This is a genomic window from Candidatus Acidiferrales bacterium (genome assembly GCA_035515795.1).
Lineage (GTDB): Bacteria > Bacteroidota > Ignavibacteria > Kryptoniales > JAKASW01 > JAKASW01.
Map to the genome: position 1 here is coordinate 79,728 of DATJAY010000016.1, position 21,160 is coordinate 100,887.

The 21,160-nt window shown below is 48.5% G+C and carries 4 protein-coding genes; all 4 read left to right on the plus strand.

Annotated features, from left to right (window positions below; all coding sequences use genetic code 11):
- The first annotated feature begins 406 nt into the window (after window positions 1-406).
- The 4 genes from VLX91_08345 (at window position 407) to VLX91_08360 (ending at window position 20,938) form a co-directional block, all read left to right on the plus strand.
- Complete coding sequence (locus VLX91_08345; GenBank protein ID HUI30214.1) at window positions 407-3,916, plus strand: glycoside hydrolase family 38 C-terminal domain-containing protein; 3,510 nt, start codon at window positions 407-409, stop codon at window positions 3,914-3,916.
- Window positions 3,917-4,655: 739 nt separating this feature from the next.
- Window positions 4,656-16,763, plus strand: coding sequence for a T9SS type A sorting domain-containing protein (locus VLX91_08350; protein HUI30215.1), 12,108 nt, complete (start codon window positions 4,656-4,658; stop codon window positions 16,761-16,763).
- The gene (locus VLX91_08355) at window positions 16,760-17,365 is read left to right on the plus strand and encodes a hypothetical protein (GenBank protein ID HUI30216.1); all 606 of its coding nucleotides are present in this window, start codon (window positions 16,760-16,762) and stop codon (window positions 17,363-17,365) included. The genes VLX91_08350 and VLX91_08355 overlap by 4 nt, the downstream gene beginning before the upstream one ends.
- Before the next feature lie 426 nt (window positions 17,366-17,791).
- Complete coding sequence (locus VLX91_08360) at window positions 17,792-20,938, plus strand: efflux RND transporter permease subunit (GenBank protein ID HUI30217.1); 3,147 nt, start codon at window positions 17,792-17,794, stop codon at window positions 20,936-20,938.
- Window positions 20,939-21,160 lie beyond the last annotated feature (222 nt).

Below are 21,160 nucleotides of genomic sequence, written 5' to 3' on the forward strand. Positions count from 1 at the left end.
TCTGGATGTCAGCTGGAGTTTACCCGGTGCTTGGCACGGGGCTGGCATGACAATCGTTATCACCAAAATAGCCCACTACCGGATCTTGACATTTATCGGATTCATTCTCAATTTCAGGATAAGCTGACATTCTTAGCCTGCTCGGGGCCGATGGGCGATCAGCCCTGACGGAATGAAGATCGATCTGATGAACTTCTGAAAAGAGGCGATGTCAGGTTTTCAAAACAAACTCGTCACAAAATTGAGATCTGACTCACGCGTGCACGTCGCCCAGGATATAATGCCAATCAGCTGGTTTCAGTCAGCCGGAGGATTGGCAAAAATAAAAAAATCGAGGAGACTTTTATAGTGCCTGTGCCTGTCGCTCAGTATTCAATCAGACCTTATGGAAGGAGCGAGAAGAAAAATGTGCTACCATCGAAGCGTATGTCAGGACAGAGGCGTAATGGAGAAGCCTTCATTAACAACTCCGACTAGTTTTGCGATGAGGGAATTAATTAGCTTTCCGATGATGAAGGCGCTTATCGGGCTCGTGTTCCTGACTTTTTTCTCAGCTGCCTCGTGGGCTCAGACACATAACTCAGAATGGCCTAGCGTTTTTTTTAGCGGATATGATCATGTGACCCATGGAGGAGTCTTTAACTATCATTCTCCGGATCCGGAAATCAACGCATCCCTTCTTGTTCGATCGGAAGATTCGTCGGAGTATGTGGAATGGGAAACGGACAAAGTGCCCGCCGACTTTCATGGATCGCAGGCCTATTTCGTCTGGATGTTCGGTATCGCGGTCACGGCAAACGGTCACTCCTTCCATTTGTCTGTAAACGGCAAAGAACTTCTTTCCTTTCGCAATCCGACGGTCAGTGAAAAGAAATCTTGGTCGTTGGATGGTGCAGGTGGATCCGAGCTTACGTTCATTCCGACCATGATCGATATGTACAATGACCTGATGGGATACGCTGTTTTGAGAATGCCTTTGAACGAGTTGAGGCTCGGACGAAGTCAGATTTTGCGAATCAACGGAGAGACCGCCGCAAGTCGGACATGGTACATGACTTTTGAATCGCCGGTTCAGGAAAAAATGAAAATAACACAACTTCCGTCTGCTGTCAGGGAAAACGGAGGAATCTATGATCTTCTTCGACTAGAAGTCACACATCTTGGAAGCCCGACAGCTGGGAAACTGTTTTTGAACGGGATTGCGAAGGAGACTTTCGATATCATCCCGGGCAGCAATTCATTCATCATGACGATACCGGAAGTTCATCACGACGAAATAATCGACGTGAAATTTGAAATGAAGGGGGCGACATTTCAGGATAGCATTCATGTCAATCCCGTCCGTGATTGGATTGTATACCTTGTGGAGCACACTCATACCGACGTTGGTTATACTGAGCCTCAAAACGAGATAATGCCTGAGCAATTGCGTTATATCGATTACGCTCTGGACTACTGCGATGAGACGGACGAGTATCCGGAAGACGCCAGATTCAGGTGGACCTGTGAAACTGCTTGGGCAGTCCAGGAGTATCTCAGCGTCCGACCGAAACCACAAGTCGAAAGGCTCTTGAAAAGGATTAGAGAGGGCCGGATCGAAGTGACAGGATTATTTCTCAATATGTCGGACATGTATGACGAATCCTGTCTGTCCAATCTCATGAATGTTGTTAAGACTTTCAAGAATGCAGGTATCGATGTTACGGCTGCGATGCAAGACGATGTGAATGGTGTACCATGGTGCCTGGTCGACTACCTGGAGAGTGCAGGGGTGAAATACTTAGATATGGGAGAGAACGTTGGACACGCACGAGAGCCGTTCGACATTCCTACGGCATTCTGGTGGGAATCGCCTTCCGGTCACAAGATACTCGCGTACCGCGGTGAACATTATCACTTTGGAAACATGCTTGGCATACTCGGTAACGAGGATAACTTTAAAGCCTCGCTCCTGCGTTACCTGAGGAATCTCGAAACGAAAGCATACCCATTTGATAAAACCATGATCCAATTCAGCGGATATTGGATCGACGATTCGCCGCCTTCCATCGCTGCCTGCGATCTTGTAAAGAAATGGAACGAGAAATTTGAATGGCCGAAGTTAAAGCTTGCCACGGTAAGCGGGTTTTTCAAAACGATGAACGAAGAGCACGGATCACAGCTTCCGACGTATCGGCTTGCCTGGCCCGATTGGTGGACCGACGGAGCCGGTTCGTCCGCGCTTGAGACTGCGTATGTCAGGGGCGCCCAATCGGATTTCATAGCGAATCAGGGACTTCTATCGATGGCAATGCTGCTCGGTGCCGATATTAAACCGGATGAGCTGCGTGAAATGAATTCCGTCAATGAGAATATTGCATTCTACGACGAACACTCATTCGGGGCCGACGAGAGTATCACGGATCCGTTGTCTCTGAATTCTACGGTCCAATGGAACGAAAAGAGCGCGTTTGCATGGACTGCTGTGAAGGAGAACGGACTTCTCCGCCAAGAATCATCGGGTCTTCTTAGAGAGTTTACGCCGAAATTGAAATTTCCATCGATCACGGTTTTCAATACGATGAACGTGGAACGGTCCGGGATAGCGGAGTTCTTTACGTATAATAGTTACCTGAAGTCAGGTAAGACCATGGCGGTCGTCGACGCAGCAGGGAATGAAGTCCCAATCGAGTTTGTAAAAGGCGGGCCCGGCGGAAACTATTGCGAGATTTATGCAAAGGATGTCCCAGCCTTTGGATACCGAACGTATAGAGTCATCGCTCGTGATCAACGATCTTCGCGGTTCGACACGCGAGACTTCACCGGAATATTGGAAAATCAATATTACAGGATCAAGATCGATTCCACTAAGGGTGGGATCGAAAGCCTGATCGACAAATCTACGGGGCTCGACCTAGTAGACGCCAAAGCACCGTGGGAACTCGGTCAATTCATTTATGAAACGCTTCCGGATCGAAGATTACTCGATGCTCCAAACTCGATTCCGTATTCTCCGGGTTTATTCACCAGAACTGGCATGACAAATGTGAGAATCGGCAGAGTGGTCGACGGCCCGATTTGGATGAGCGTAAACATAACGGGGCAGGTGACCGGATGTGCGGACAGTAATGGGGTCACATGCGAGATAAGACTTTACAAGACCGAGAAACGCGTTCAATTCGTTTATTCCATGATCAAGTTGCAGGTCTTCACGCCCGAAGCGGTGTATGTGGCTTTCCCGTTTGAATCTCAAGGTGGTCACCTGACTTTTGAAGTGCAAGGTGGGACAGTGATTCCGGGGAAAGGCCAGCTTCCCGGGTCGGCCTGCGATTGGAATGGAGTTCAAAACTTCGCTTCCGTTTGCAACAAAGACGCTCAAATAATCTTCGTAAGTCCGGAGGCACCTCTGATGGAATTCGGCGACATCAACACTGGGAAATGGCAGGAGGTGGCTCAAGTTGAGAAACCGTATATTTATTCTTACGTCCTCAATAATTATTGGGGCACAAATTTCAAAGCCGCGCAGGAGGGCGGATTGAGTTGGACGTATGACATCACCTCATCCGGCGATAGGTCGACACAATACGCGACCGGCTTCGGTTGGGGATGCCGTGTCCCGCTAGCCGCGACGTTTCGACCGAGTGAAGGCGATGACACTGCTCTGACGGCGAAATCGGTTTTACATTTCAATGATGGTGACCTGTTTCTCGTCTTTGCACGACCTTCATGGGATGGCGAGGGCGTTGTGCTCTGCATCAGGGCTACGGACGGAAAGAGAACGGTGATGAACATTTCAAACCTAATTGGTAAAAACCACTCGTTGAAAGTGTATGAAGTAAATTCTCTCGAGGAACCAATAGGGAGCGTGGTAAAAGACGTGTCTTTCAATCCATTTGAAGTGAAGTTTCTGAAGCTGACGCGCTACCAAAAAAAGTAGAGTAAGTAGTCGATGGCGGTGTGGCTTTCATTACTATGTGCTTGATGATTTGTCAGTCCTTTCCCGGTTTGCTCTCTGATCGGAACAATGACTCGAACCCTCTAAGAGTGAAGGTACTGATTGCAAGAAGGCGAGAGTTACGAGGACATGACTTCATGGTCTTGACATCCGCAACTAGAGTTTCATCGCCGATCCTGCTGAATTGCTGAGTCCGCGTTGCTTTGCTTCGTTTAAACGGTATTGAATTAGTAACCTGCAGTAGGTGGACTACACTGGGGCAAATCCCAAAGACAATCCTGTGTCTCGTCCATGAAAAGTGTGAAGAAAGGCGGACATTATCTTGAACCACACACGCCCCAACTATTGCCCAACTTGCCCCGTGATTACGATAATACTCATATTTTGAGTAGGTAACGGAGGATTACGGTTTTGTTATCACATAGCGGTTTAAGAGAAAATCATGTTACGAAATACTGGGAAATGAGAAGCGCGATTCCGGCATGGAGGTTGCGCTGTATGTACTGAATATTCTCCGCCTCTCATGGCGCTTCAACGGACGATTTTATCGATGATAGCTGTCCGCCGGTGAATTGCTCGGGTTGTGTCATCGGAGGTTACTGTTCTTGGTTAATTTAGACACCAAAATATCCGAAATTTAAGATCAGGAGGGAGATTGATTGCGAATTGAGATTCAGCACTGAAAGTCCATTTTCGATATAGAGAAAAAGCAATAAAGCTAATGATTGAAGTTCTTTTTGCCGCAACGGATATCCAGAAGATGTTCAAGCCAACCAAGAGACGTTTTCTGGTTTTATTGCTGACCGTGATGGCGCTGGGCAGCACATCAGCTTGGTCGGCGACTATATCCAGCACTGGAACCGGTGGCAATTGGAATGCGGCCGGAACCTGGGTCGGCGGTGTTGCCCCAGGGAATACTGATTCTGTTGTAATTGTGTCTGGAGCAACTGTGACAGTTAACGGCGCCAACAGAACATGTGGATCGATAAATATCCTTGGCACTCTTCAATGGAGTGCCGCGGGCGGAAGTCGTACACTGACGGTTTCGGGGGGCGGTACTGGATCAGGGACCATTGGTGGAAACGGGATAATTATTGTCGCTAATGCAGCTGTCACTGGAACAATTACTATGAGTGCGGGAACAAATAGCAATTGGATCTTCTCCGGCACAATAACGAGAACGGGTGCACTCGTCGTCAACATGACATCGACAACCGATCAAACCATAACAGGCGTTCTGATATGCAATACCTTCACTGTAAATAAAGCCGGCGGAACTTTACATCTCAGCATAACACCAACGGTGACGACAACTACCACGCTTACTGCGGGAAGTATCGACTACAACAGCGGTGGCACGCAAAGCATTCTGAACGCCAATCACCCCGCTGATCTCTCGCTTTCTAATTCCGGGACGAATTTGACTACAACGGCTGCCCTTACAATCGGCGGAAACCTAATCGTCGCTGACGGGACCACGTTTACATCGAACGCTGCTTACGCCCTGACTGTAACGGGCACGACCACCGTTGGCGGTGGAACGAGCGGAACCTTGGCCATATCGACCGCGTCGACAAATACGCAAACTTTTACTGGCGCTGTGACCGTAAACAGCGGGGCAAGTTTTACGGAAAGCATCGCTGCATCCCTCGCGTTCGGTTCTGATCTCAGTGTAAACGGTACTCTTACGGAAAACGGGGCCGCACCTGTAACTGTGGCGGGAAATTTCACGAACAATGGTTCGTACACTGCAAGCACCGGCACGCACACCTTCAGCGGTACGGCAAAAACAATCGGGGGAACATCCGGTATTTCGATCGCCAGTCTGGCGGTAACCGGTACATACACCAACAATGGCACACTCACGGTTTCGACTGCGCTCACTGGTGCAGGTGGTTTAACGAACGGTTTGTCGAGCGTGTTGAACATCGGCGGGACTTCAACAATTACGACTTTGACTGCAACTGCAGTCGGGAACATGGTGAATTACAACGGTGCGGCACAAACCGTTAAAGTAGTTGCTTATAATAATTTGACTCTAAGCGGCAGCGGGGTCAAGACGTTTGCGGTAACAACTATAAATGGCAATCTCACTTTGAGCGGCACCGCAACCGCTGCAATGGGGGCCAGCTTGGCGATTGGCGGCAACCTTTCAATCGGTGATGGTACAACATTTACTGTCGGTGCTTACACCATTACCGTCACGGGGACGACCACTCTCGGCGGAGGGGCAAGCGGAACGCTTTCTATAACGTCCATGACTGGTACAAAAACATTCTCGCGTGCAGTTACTATCAATAGCGGAGCCAGTTTTACTGAAAGCGTTGCAGAGGCGATCGCGTTTGGTTCGGACGTTACAATTAACGGTACGCTTACAGAAAATGGCAACGCGGCAATCGGCATTGCCGGCAATTTTACGGATAATGGTACATATACTGCGAGCACCGGCTTCCATACGTTTTCCGGGACGGGGATGGCGATCGGCGGATCCAGCGCGATCTCGATCCCAAGTGTTACAATAAGTGGTTCCTATGCAAACAACGGGACATTGACGGTTACGACTGCCCTTGCTGGAACAGGCGGACTGACCAATGCTGATACACTGAATATTAACTTTGCCGGCGCCGCCGGGATAGCATCTCTCACTGCGACGACACCCGGCAACACGGTGAACTACGGATACGCCGGAGCACAAACAGTAATTTCAACGAATTATTACAACCTGACACTCGGCGGCAGTGGAGCAAAAACCTTGCAAGCTGGTACAACCTCTATTGCTGGCAGCTTCACTCTGTCCGGCACAGCAACTACGACTGGCGTTATCGGTCTTACGATCGGCGGAAGTATTGTTTTAGGTTCAGGAACAGCGTTTACTGCGGGCGCCTTTATCCATTCCATTGCAGGCAGCTGGGTGAACAACGGTGGAACATTTACGTCGACAGGTTCAACTATTGGCTTCAACGGCAGCGCTGCACAAACTATCGGCGGCACAAGCGCGTCAGCATTTAATAATCTAAGCATCAACAATTCAAACGGCGTTTCACTGGGCGCTTCCGTGTCCATTGCCGGAACACTAACTCTCACTTCCGGCATCGTAACCACCTCGGCAACAAATCTACTGACAATAACAAATACATCTGCGGGAAGTATTTCCGGCGCATCATCCGCGTCATTTGTCAGCGGGCCGCTGGCAATTACATTGCCTGCAAATGTTGGAGCAGACGGGACGACATATACATTCCCGGTCGGAGAAACCGCAAATTATCGCCCGATAAGTCTGATGAATATTCGGACCGGTGCGACATCGCCAGTCGTTCGAGCAACGGTGAACGGTTCCGGTGCTACGACGGGAGACGGAACGACGATCACGAGTATTGCCCCGCGCAATTGGTATGTGCAGGCCACAAGCGGAAATTTCACAAGTGCAACGATTCAGCTCACAGAAAGCGGATTGATACCGACAAATGTCATCGGACAGTCGTCCGCGCAATCAGGAACCTATGCTTCTATCGGCGGTACGAATGTCGGGGCTACTGTTACATCAGTCCAAACCGTCTCTTCATTCCCCGGTTATTTTGCTATAGGTATCTCCACAGTCAAGCCTTTGTATTCTTACCAATCTGGTAATTGGGACAGTACCACTACGTGGACCACGGATCCATCGGGTTCGCTGTGGATAAACGGGAAAGTCCCTGGTACCATGGACAATGTCGTCATACTAAATGGCCGCACGATCTCCGTCAGCTCAAACAATAAGAAGGTAGTTTCACTTAATTTAAATGCAGGCGGCGTGGTTGACATTCAATCTACCACCGGACACAGTTTTGGAACGGTAACCGGTCAGGGGAGGATAATGCTCAGCTCCAACAATTTCCCCGGCGGAACATTTACAAATTTCGTAGCAAGCGGTGGTGGCACGATTGAGTACTATAATCTAAACGCCGCCGGATTGAGCACCACCCAATTGACATATAACAACTTGATTGTTTCAAACTATTCCACGAATGCTAACTCCGTTTACTTGAACAATTTTGCAAATCCCGCGACTTATACCGTCAATGGAAATTTTAGTCTGAAAAATTATTCATCGGGCAGCAACACGTTCTATTTTGGCAGTCCAACTGCATCTGATAATCTTGTCAGCATGACGGTCTACGGAAGCCTTTCCGTTGATGCCGGATGCAATATCAGGGTTAACAACTTTGCTACTGCACACAATGTTCCCAACGCGAGTGATGAAGGTGCAACGCCTTATCCTGTCCACACTCTAAACTTGTACGGTAACCTGACCAACAATGGATCTGTGCGATTTACGGGATTACCGTCGCCCGTGAACAACGCATACTATGCGCTTACGACGACCGCGTACAATGCTGTCAACTACGGAGACGTTCAGGTATTCTTCTATGGAGCAACGAACAATACTATGACGTGTAATGGTACAACTGATTTCTTCAGGATCGTGGTCGCCAAGGGTTTGGACGATACTCATACGCTTGAAGTAAGTTCCACGAACACCAATAATTTTGCGCTCTACGCTCCGAACAATCAGGGAAATAATGCGTTTAATGGCGGCACCAATGGTTATGGTTATGGAGTGTATTACAAAGCGTTGTTCATCCATTATGGCACATTAAAGTTGGACGCAAACATCAGCATCCCATCTCTCACAGAGGGAGGACAGGATTTCAATCTGGTTCCTACGGCGGGGTTGTGGATCAACGGCGCTAATGTATCGACGACGGTGAGTGGATTGAATGGAACCGGTTACCAGGCAGCGACGCTCTATGGCTCCCTGCGCATTAGTGCGGGTCAGTTCTCAACCGGTGATGCCGCCGGCATGGTCCTAGGAACATTAGGGACTCCGACTATTACAATCGAAGGAACAGGCGTGCTGGATGCCAGCAATGCCTGGGAGGCTACTGGTGGTACAAATCTGATGAGCTATATACAAACAGGAGGAACAGCCAACTTCAGACTCCAAGGTGAGAATCATGTAGGACCGATGTTTGGATTAAATAATCCCAATTCCTCATTTGTAATGAGCGGAGGGACTATCAATTTTACAAACAACGCTTTTGTCGATGGTACTTACGATTACAATGTAATGGACCTTGAGCCCCAGTCGGGATATTATCAGGTAACGGGCGGCACAATTAATATCAGTCTTCCGAGTTCCGCCACTGCTTATACCGTGATTTCAACCGTGCCACTTAACAATGTGAATATATCTCGAGGAAGCGGAGCAGGGACGACGACTGTCCAATGGAATACTCCGAGTCCGAACCTCAGTGTGTTAAATAATCTGGTGATTAACAGCAATGCAGTTCTAAACCTCAGCACAAGTTCCCTCAGTCTCTTTGTCGGGGGCAATTTTACAATTGCTTCCGGCGGCGCGTACACGCCAGGAACGACGGATACAACGACTTTTAACGGAAACGGGTATCAGGCATTCACAAATATTGGCACTATCACCGGGGGATTGGCCAGCCTTTCGGTAACCAGTTCCTCCAACACCACGATTATCTCTAATAATTTGACTGTGAATGGTACACTCGCGATCGGCCGGAATGCCATGTTGAATGACAGTGGGAAATATGTGTACGTGATCGGGAGTGTCGTCAATAGTGGAACACACACGGGCTTGTCGTCCGGCGGCGGCATTCGCTTGACGGGTACGACAGCCCAAACGATAAACGGCGGTGGAAGATTTTATAATCTGATTATCGACAAGTCCAATACGACCGGCGTTTCGCTTCTAAGCAATATCACGGTGACGGGAACACTGAGATTGGTGACTAATCCCAATCTTACCATCGGGTCGTACAATCTTACTTTAGACAGCCTCGCAAATGTATATACTGATCTGGCGACCGGTGCAAGCTATGATAGTCTCCACATGATCGTGACGGCGGGACTGGCCAGCGATAATGGAGTGACGAAGAAATTCTGTTCGTCGAGCACCACATTTCTTTATCCGATCGGTACGGGAACAAAATATCGCCCGGCACAAATTCAATTCACTTCCAATCCATATCAATACGGTTCAATCACCGTTAGGCCGGTCGCCTCTGCGGATCCCATGGTACAGGCAGCGAACCAGTCCATAACTTTTTATTGGAAAGTGACAAGCTCGAATTTTACGGGGATTCAAAATAATAGCATCAACGAGATCTACTATTATTATCCGGTAGATGTCCCGAATTCAACTTACGAAAGCAGTTATGTGCCGGCCACTTTCATAGCTCCAAGCTGGATGATTAATTCCGCCGGAACAGTCAGCTATACTCTCACACCGCGCCAAATTCATTTCAATTCACTTAACTACTTGGACGGCGAATACACCTGCGGTACGTCAGCGGCATTTGCCGCCGTCCCGGCCTTATACAGCATTGTATCCGGTAACTGGAATAGCACTGCAACATGGTCAACGACAAGAGGCGGTCCTGCCGGCAGTACTACACCTCATGTGACAACCGTCGTGTATGTCACCAATGGGACGACGGTGACTACAACATTGGCGGATTCTTCGGGCAACTTGATAATTGAACCCGGTGCAACACTCAATTTGGAGACCGTGACCGGTCATAGTTTCGGAACAATCGTCAATAATCCGGCGTCGGGCAGCGGAACGCTGAGAATTGCCAGCAGTGCATATTTTCCTAAAGGTGATTGGGGAAATTTCCTGGGAATCAACGGCGGGACTGTGGAATATTATCAGACAGCGGCAGGCACATTGAATTTGCCTACAACCTATGCCCTGCCAAGTGGAAGCACAGCGAACATTACCACCTATTGCAATTTGACTGCTTCGCCTTACAATGCGTCGAATATAATTTTACCGAATACGAATTTGACAATCTATAAAAACTTTACGGCAAAATATTCTGCTGGAGGCGGAACCGCCAATTGTATTACACAGATCAATGCAGGTGCAACCACGACGACTTTAGAAGTGCACGGGATTATTTCGGTTAATCAATACGGCATTCTTCAGTATATGAATGGCGCAGCACAAAGCGTCGTGGCCGATTCAGATATAATAATCGCTGCCGGCGGTGCGCTTCAGGTGAGCACTTCGGGTACGGCTAATCTTGTGAACACATTGACGCTATACGGAAATATTACTAATAATGGCACACTCGATCTGGATCCGAATTATCCTGCAAATGATAATTATAATTGCCTGCTGGGATTTGCCGGCGCATCCAGCAAGGCATTCACGAGTACGACCACGCCGACTCGAACGCGTTTGTATGCTATCAGTGTGAACAAGGGTACCACTCTCGATTCAATGGTGAATGTCATGATTGATCCTACGGGATTTCAGATGGGAAACGGCGGATTGTCATTGCAGAATGGAACATTTAGATTGACATCGGCAGTGACCATGGCACTGTCATCAGGAGGCTTCACTATTCCGGTTACCGGTGGTCTCTCGGTGAATGGCGGAACACTAAACGTTGTCACCGACGCAATTTCAGCAGATCTAACGCTGAAAGGCCGCTTGGAAATCCTTTCCGGAACAATTAATGTAGGTCCGTCCATCTCCTCCACATCGACTATTTCGTCGAGTATTCTGTATTCTGCCGCAGGCTCTCCGACAATTTCTATCTCCGGTGGCTCCCTCAATGTCTATTCTCAAATACGACGTGACACAGCCAACAATTCCGGCTCTTTAAATTATACTCAGACTGCGGGCACAGTTACTATCGGTGGGAAAAATCCGAAAGCTTTACGAGCTGCGTTCGAAGTTATGAATAGTGGGAGCAGGTTCGCGATGAGTGGCGGTACATTGATATTAGCCAACGGCAGCATCAATACGATATCTCCGTATGACATGGATATAGAGCCCGATGCATCAAATGTTACCGGCGGTGCGATCCAGTTAGGATTGTCCGGAACAACTCAGACCACGTTTCGCTTTGAAACATCCGTGCCATTATGGACTGTTACGCTCGATGCTTCTTCAAATGCCTCGGCGATTCAGGAAGTATATAACTCGACCTTGCTCGGTAATCTCACAATCGGCGGGGCATCCGGATATTACAATGCAAATGGACTCGATCTTGAGATCGGCGGCAACCTCGTAAACAACAATACAAATGCAGCCAACGGTATCAATGTCGGCGGCTTTCAAGCGCAGTCCACTACCCAAACCACATCGTTCGTTGGAAGTGCCGATCAAACGATTATCGGCACGTCTTCTAATCGGACCAATTTTGCCAATTTAGAAATAGCAACAGGTTCATCACACACAACATTTTTAAGCAGCGGTGCGTGTACCATGGTAGTGAATGGCGATTTGACTTTGACATCCGGTACGCTCAACGACGGTGGAAACCCTATGTATCTGCTGGGAGACGTCGATAACAATGCCGTTCATGTCAGTCCAAACGCCAATTCTGGCGGAATGATTTTTTCGGGAACATCTAACCAGGGAATGACCGGGAGCGGGACCGGAGTATTCGGAAATATCGAGATCAACAACAGCGGCAACGGTGTTAACATGACCGATAATTCAACGATTAACGGTCAAATCAAATTTACAAAGGGATACCTTTACATTGATGATTACGTGTTGACATTGGGGCCAAATGCGACGGTTGCCGGCACGCCGAATGCGTCGAACTTGATATTACTAAACGGAGTGTTAAGCGACAAAGGCGTCACGAAAATTTTTCCAACAGGTGCATCGTCATTTACATTCCCGATCGGAGCAAATGGGAAATACACTCCGGCTGCATTTAGTTTTTCATCGAATAGTAATTCAGGTGCTTCGATCAGAGTCATCCCTGTGGATGGATTACAGCCCACAATCAACACGGACAGCGTTAAAAATTATCTGAAATATTATTGGTATGTTTCTTCAACCGGATTTTCATCAGCGTATAGCGTAACACATACTTACACATATATCACTACAGATACCGCAGGACATCCGGCAAACATAGAACGGTACGATAACTCCATATCCAAGTGGTCAACGGTAACCGGGACGATCAGCCCGCCGACATTTACATTCACAAGCAGTTCTATCTTAGATGGTTCATATACCATCGGAGACGTTTTTGCATCTCTTCCGATGCTTTACAGCATAATGTCTGGAAGCTGGTACAACGGCGCGTTATGGTCAACTGATACCACTACGAAGATACCGTATGGAAAAATCCCGAACGGGAATCCTGTTTTCATACGATCGCAGGATTCTGTCGCTTTGACCGCAAACAATGCAAATGCCTCATCGGTGGTCATCAACGGAATCCTCGACGCTGGCAACACGACATTGAATAATATCGGGCAGGTGTCGGGAAGTGGAAAAATAAAAATTTCAAGCACGGCCAGCGGGTATTTCGCATTTCCCGGGGGGGTCTACGATGGGTTTTTCTCGAATTCGGCGAGCACGGTCGAATTTTACGGCACCATCAACGGAAGATTACCCTTAGATCCGGGCAACACGACGAAGCCATATCAAAACGTCATTTTTTCCGGAACAAGCATCAAGTATATCAGCAGCGTAGATACAAAGGTGATCGGCAATCTGACAATTCAAAACGGCAGCAAGTTGGACAATACGCAGTACAATAAGGACATTTACATTCTTGGGAATTGGGTCGACAACAACACTGGCACGGCCGGCTTCACTCCCGGGACCGGCACAGTTTATTTTGACGGCTCATCGGCTCAGCGCATTACAATGGGAAGCAGCTCGACCACAGAGACATTTTATAATTTTGCTCTTAACAATTCATCCGGCATCACGATCGCGACGGGAAACGTCTCTGTCAGCCGCAATTTATTCCTTACATCTGGAAATATTACAACGAGCAGCAACAATAGTTTGACGATCACGAATACGGACACCGGCGCTGTCGTAGGCGGGGGCGTCAATTCTTTTGTGAACGGTCCGCTGATAAAGCAAATAAATAGCGGCTCGCATTTTCAATTCCCCGTAGGCGATGCGGTCTCGTCAAATCGCAATCGGTTCGGGTACGTTTCCGTAAATAATGTTTCTACCTCCGGAACGTGGACGGCACAATTTTCCGACAAGAATCCTACAACAGACGGATACAGCATTTCCAATATGACACCGCCCCTAATGTCGGTCAACTATACGGAATATTGGAAGGTCGCCGGTCCGACCGGAGGAACTGCAAATGTTACATTGAGCTGGGATCAATACAGCGGGATGAGCAGCTCGTCATCGACGCGTGCACTTTCGTTGGTTGCGGAGTGGGGCACACCGGTGGCGGGCAGTTGGAATTCCGCCGGTAGTATGGTTTCGGATTTTGGACAAGATAGTGGTACAGTAGCTACTTCGACAGTGCTAAATCTTGCCGGGACGCAGGTCTTTACAATAGGAGCGACGACGGCGGCCATAGCTGCACTAATCACTTCGATCCAAACCGGATTGTGGAATAATCCTGCCGTATGGAATGTCGGGCGCATACCGAGCGCGATCGATACCGTGGTCATCACCAGCCCGTACAACGTTGTCCTTAATATTCCGTTGGCTATCGCGAGGTTTGCCGTCAATAACGGTGGAACATACAACGACAGCACTTTCACATTAACGGTTGCCGGGAACGTAACATTGAACGGAACATGGAGCGGCTCTGGAAAGTTAAGTATGACAATGTCAGGCGGTGCTATTTACGGCACTGGGACAGTTACGGGGAAGAGCACACTTGAAATTGCCGCCGGGAGCGAGAGCATTGTATCCAATGCTAATTTAATATTGAAAAACGTTTCTATTCTTTCCGCTGATACGCTCAATAATTATGGCTCAGTAACCATCGATTCGCTCGCAGGCAGCACGGCGACTTCTATTTTTAATAACTTTCCAGGATCGACACTGACAATCAATGGTTCACTACTCAATACCGGCACACTCAACGCAGCCGTATCTCCTAACACGGTCATATATGGTGGATCTGCAGCTCAGGTAATCAAGTCGACAACATACAATAATATCATTATCAGCGGCGCTGGAGCAAAGACCATCAATAGCGGTGCGACCACGATAAGCAACGGTACTCTTGAACTTCAATCCGGTCCGGTGTTCACAATACAGTCCGGGGCATCGGTTGCGGCAACGGGTACAGGGAAGATCGTTCTCGATCCCAACTCAAGTTATATAAATCTCAGCAATAGCGCTCCGCTTGTTCAGGTACAAACTCGAATCACCGGCAGGGATGGATGGCGCATGATTGCAGCTCCTGATACCGTCACGGTCGGTTCGATGCTCGGAGGCAAATTTGTCACGCAAGGTTTCAGCGGTTCGACTTATCCTGCGATGCAGCCAAACTTGATGTGGTGGGATGAAACAAGCAAGGGGACTTCTTTACAGGCGTGGAGGGCGCCATCGAACATGACCGATACCGTTAAGTTGGGAAGAGGCTACATGTACTATGTTTTCAACGGGGCACAAATAACCGGCCAGTCGGGAGGCGGCAACTATAGTGATACTCTTCCACTGACTATGTCCGCTCTCGGCCCAGAGCATCCGCTTACCACAGCATTCGACTTCGGTGTCACGGCCACCATGCGTGCCGGAGGCGGATCTCCTGACACGACTTACACGGATACTGCCGCGGCCGACTACGGGTGGAACCTTGTAGGGAATCCGACTCCTTCTACCATTAACTGGAATGCGTCTTCAGGGTGGACAAAGACGAACATGGACGGAACTATTTATGTCTGGGATCCAAACGACACAACCGGCGGCTATAAGACATGGAATGGCACCACTGGAAACCTCGGAAGTGGATTGATTGCGCCGTTCCAGGCATTCTGGGTAAAGGCAAACAACGCCAATCCCTCGTTGAGATGCGACAATGGTGTGAAATCGAGTGGAGGCGTTTTCCTCGAGAAAGCAGTCAAGGATTCGATAGGGAATATTTTGTCCGCGAAAGCTGCTGAGAAATCCTCCGGTAATAATCCTCTCAGCAAGGTTACCGATGATTCAGTGTCGTCATCGACGCCGGTTATCTCATTGACACTTTCGTCGAATGAACTTGAGGCACAAGCGTATCTGATGTTCAGCGGCTCGGGATTGCTGTCGTATGATCCGTACGACGCATTCAGTCTGGTTCCTCTCACTAATGATTACCTGATACTCTACTCAGTTGCCGGAGAAGGACAGCTGCCAATGCAGATTCAGGATCTCCCCGACACAGGTTTCGGCGAACCATTTACACTTCCGTTGTACGTTGGCGGAACAATGGCCGGCAAGCCACTCAGCAGTTCATTTACACTCTGTTGGAAATTAGACGGAAAACTCCCATCGGGCTGGAACATCGAGCTCATGGATGACGACAATGCAAAAGCCTATAACATTTCCGCAGAGGGTCAATTGACATTCCAGTACAACACCCCCGCCGGCATGGTGCCTTTGAGCAACAGCTTTTTGGAAAAGACTTCGAGCAACGGTTCAAGCCGGCGATCGCTCCCAACGCCTGTGGTACTCACTGTTCCATCATCTAAGTTGTCCAAGGCCGCCTCCGTGACTCCACGCTTTCGTTTGGTAATTGCGGCAAACAATAACTTGAATGGATATCTACCGACTACACCGCAACTGGAGCAAAATTATCCGAATCCCTTTAACCCTACTACAAACATTCCGTTTACGGTCCCCGCAAAATCTCGCGTTACGATCGAGGTATTTAATGTCCTCGGCCAAAAGGTTGCGACACTGGCCGATATGGATTATGATGCAGGAACTCATGTGGTTGTATGGAACCCTAGAGGCACTGCAAGCGGCGTTTATTTCTGCAGGTTGATAGCAGGCTCACACAAGAAAACAATAAAAATGCTTCTCTTAAGATGATAAGATTCCTTAATTACATACTGCCGCGAGGACGAATGCTTTTGCTTTTGATTGCATTTACTGTTTCCCCTGCAGTAGCGCAGAAAATAAATTTCGGAGCGTACACAACTTCCGCGGGCCTCAACTTGTATCCAAGCGCCGGCTTGAATTTCAACGACAAGCAGCCCGCAATACTCATTAACAGCAACGTAACGGTGAGCATCACGCTTTACGACAACGATTGCGGGTATGTACAAATTGTCGGAGATGCCACTAGAGACATTACTATCATAGTCCCTCACACGGTCTATCTAACTTGCGGCGCGAGTGAGATACCGTTTACATGTCAATGCGCATATTCTAATCTTGGATCAACCGACGTGAATGTGGCCAAGATGAGCGCCGTCGAGATATCATCCGGGGTTACAGTTATCACTGTACCAATGCTCCAGAGGACTTTAGGTGCACCCGCTCCACCACCGACGCCTGCTCACGGCGGGTACTCAGCTCCGACCGCGACAGCGTATCTATTTCTATATGGAACGCTTGGACCTGTGGGGAACGTGGCCGCAGGGACGTACATTGGAACGATCAATGTCTACGTCAACTACACTACATATTGATGATAGGACAGTCGGAGTTGTGCTGGCAGGGTGAACGGTGATCGGTTGAGGATGAAAAAAGCGATAAAGATAGGCCGCGCAACCAGAGAGAATCTTTATCCCCGTTGCTCCACGATTTGAACGATGACTCGAACTCATTGCATGTATATTCCCCCGTTTTAATAAATCGACTTGCATACGGGGGCTCTGCCCCAATTTACTAACGTGGCTCCGGATCACTTTTTGGTGTGCCGGTCAAAAGGAGTGGCGGCAGAATTGTTTCTTTGCCAATCATCCGCCATTGGAGTATGGCTTTAGCCGCAGGAATTTATTAGATTAACAAGAAGTCAGAAGGCACAATGAGTTACCGCAGGCGATCCGGCATAAACACCTTCCATGAGGTGATAAAAGCGGTCAACGACGTAGTTCACATAGAAAGATAGACATATGTGGCTAACTCGACTTGCTCTCAGATACCCCATCTCCACACTGATGGGATCAATTGCAATTTTTGTTTTGGGGTTGGTGTCGTTTCTTCAGCTCCCTATCGACATGCTGCCGAACATACAAATCCCTGCGGTGTCGGTAATCACTTACTATAATGGTGCCGCTCCAAGTGATATGGAGCAATCCGTGACTATACCACTCGAACGGGCTGTCAGCAGCACAAACAACGTAAACTACGTTCAATCTCAAACGCGGGAAGGGGTTGACAGGATATATATCTATTTTAATTGGGACGCAAACACCAATGTTGGACTCGTTGACGTCATCCAGAAAATAAACAGGGCATTCAGTCTGCTGCCGACCGGCGTATCTCAACCCATCGCTCTCAGATTCGACATCTCAAATTTACCGGTATGCAGCATCGTACTTAGCAGCGGCATGGACGACCGAGAATTGTACGACCTCGCATATAACGTCATCGAGCCGCAAATCGAACACCTGGATGGCATCGCATCTGCTGCCGTGACAGGCGGAAAGATTCGTGAGATCCATGTTGTGCTCAACAGAAATAGAATCGAAGCCCTCAACATGCCGTTGCAGAACGTAACCGATGCAGTCGCACAATCAAATCTGATCATCCCATCCGGAGATTTGAAAACCGGTGTGTTCGACTATTCGTTAGCTACGGAAAGTCAGTATAACGTAGTTCAGCCGATGGAAAATATGGTTGTGAAAGTCATCAATGGCATTCCAATTCGCATCAAGGACATTGGTTATGTTGAAGACTCGTATCAGGAACAAACGGAGGTCGTCAGAGTGAACGGCCAGCACGGTGTGGTCCTGCGCGTTCTGAAATCACCCGATGCAAATACTGTGGATGTTGTTGACGAGGTGATAGATGAGCTCCCGAGACTCCAAGGTGTACCACCATCGGTACGATCATCATTGTCTTTTGATCAGAGTCAATATATCAGAGATTCGATCTCCGGTCTTCAGCAGGAAGCTCTCATGGGTGCATTGCTTGCAACGATCGTTATCCTGCTATTCCTTAGAAATGCCAGGAGTGCACTGGTAATTTTCGTAGCGATACCACTCTCGATTTTGGTCACATTTATCTATTTCAGATTCAGCGCAACCACTTTAAATATCATGACGCTTGGAGGCTTGGCGCTCGGGGTTGGAAGGCTGGTAGACGATTCAATTGTCGAGCTGGAAAACATAACACGGCATTATAATTTAATGGGCGGACAGAAGATCAGCAGGATGCAGGCTACACTTGATGCCGCACTGGAAGTTGCTGGACCGATTTTCATTTCCACTCTCACAACGGTAATAGTCTTCTTGCCGGTAGTTTTCCTGAGCGGTGTAGCAAAGCTCCTTTTCCTGCCGCTCGTGCTTACCATCACCGTGGCATTGTTCGGCTCTTTTTTCGTTTCAAGGACCGTTACTCCCCTTCTTTGCTACAGAATTGTTCAGCCTGAAAAGGAAATAGACCTAAATTCTAAAAAGTATCTCGTTAGATTGAGATTAAGCTTGAAAAATCTTTTTGAGGACATAGACATTAATTATCAGAAAACCATCGGGTATCTTCTGAAGCATAAGCGGTACGTCGTTTTCTCCGTTGCAGGATTCGCACTTCTTTCGTTTGGGCTATTCAAGTTTGTCGGCACGGAGTTTTTCCCCGACAGCGATGAAAGCCAGTTCAGCATATCGGTCAAGCTGCCGGTGGGCACCCGCATCGAAGAAACTGAAAAATATGCAGAAAGAGTTGAAGACATCCTCAGAAAAAATATCCCGGAAGTGAAGGCAATAATCTCGGATATTGGCATGCCAAGTCAAAAGAGCGGCCATCTTTTCGGCTCGAATCCCGGAACGTACGCGGCCGGCATCCAAGTCCAGCTTGTGGAACCGGCGCAAAGAAAACGCTCAGAGGCGGAAATCATCAATGCCGTGAGACCGGTTCTGATGACTATGCCTGGAGCAAGAATTTACGTTACACCCGGCGGGTTCCTGCACTTTTTGCTGAATTTCGGCTCCGCAGCCCCGATCGATGTCGAGATCATGGGTTATGATATGGCGACGGCGATGCGGTTGACCCAACAAGTATACACCATGGTGCGTTCAACGCCCGGTGCAGTTGATGTTCAAATAAGTCAAGACCCAAACCTTCCGCAACTGCGAGTGATTGTGGATAGAAACAAAGCGGGTGCGCTTGGAGTGAATGTCGCCGACGTGGCAAACACGGTTTCAACGGCAATCGATGGCTCGGTCGCCTCGCTGTACCAGGATACACGAAACGGCAACAGCTATAACATACTTGTTCGTTTAAATGAGAGTGATCGCAACAGAATTGATGACATCCGATGTTTGACGGTGAATAGCAGTTCAGGGCATCTGGTGACGCTTGGTAACATTGCGAATGTTGTAATGTCGAATTCCCCTGTGGAAATAGACAGGAAGTATCAACAGCGGATTATTGATGTCACGGCAAACGTCGCAGGGAGAGATCTGGGAAGTGTCTCCTCTGAAATCCAAAACAAAATTAACACTTTGGCTGTCCCATCCGGGTTTCAGGTTATTCAGAGTGGAAACATCGAACAGCAGAACAGCACGTTCAGGTCTTTGGGCCTCGCTCTCATACTTGCAATTATCATGGTTTACATGGTCATGGCCTCTCAATTCCAGTCGCTCGTCGATCCGTTCATTATTATGTTTACAATTCCACTTGGAGTCGCCGGAGTAGTTTGGGCGCTCTTCTTGACAAACACAACTCTCTCAGTCACCTCGTTCGAAGGGGTGATCGTCATGGTCGGGATCGTCGTTTCCAACGGGATACTGCTGATCGATTACATCAATCGCCTGCGAAAAAGAGGGATGGAGCTTCATGAGGCAGTTATGACAGGCGGACGAACGCGGCTTCGTCCAATATTGATGACTTCTCTTGCAACGATTTTTGGCCTGATTCCCATGGCTATAGGAGTGGGCGGTGAAAGATCACAGGCGCCTTTGGCTATCGCCGTGATAGGCGGACTGACGGCATCCACATTCTTGACACTGATTTTTGTCCCGACTCTATATACGATATTTGAAGAAAGATTCAAACGTGAACTGACCGCTAAAGAGCAGGGGCGTACCGTTTCCGTCTGAAGTGATCAAAGAAATTCGATGTGCTTCCACAAAAGTGATCCCGTGTTATACTGGTAACTTTAGATGACCACCCCCCGAGTTGATCTGCTAATGAAAAATCAGTAATCAAATCAGATATTGGCGGCCCAAGTCGAAGTGGGAGCCGCTGAACTCTCCATCCGGGGTCATGGAACACTTCGGGAATAGTCAATTCCTCGTTTGCTTTTCGATCTGAACGATGCC

Coding starts and splice junctions, on each gene's coding strand:
- VLX91_08355 (HUI30216.1), top strand. CDS start 16,760: ATGATAAGATTCCTTAATTACATACTGCCGCGAGGACGAATGCTTTTG.
- VLX91_08360 (HUI30217.1), top strand. CDS start 17,792: ATGTGGCTAACTCGACTTGCTCTCAGATACCCCATCTCCACACTGATG.
- VLX91_08345 (HUI30214.1), top strand. CDS start 407: ATGTGCTACCATCGAAGCGTATGTCAGGACAGAGGCGTAATGGAGAAG.
- VLX91_08350 (HUI30215.1), top strand. CDS start 4,656: ATGATTGAAGTTCTTTTTGCCGCAACGGATATCCAGAAGATGTTCAAG.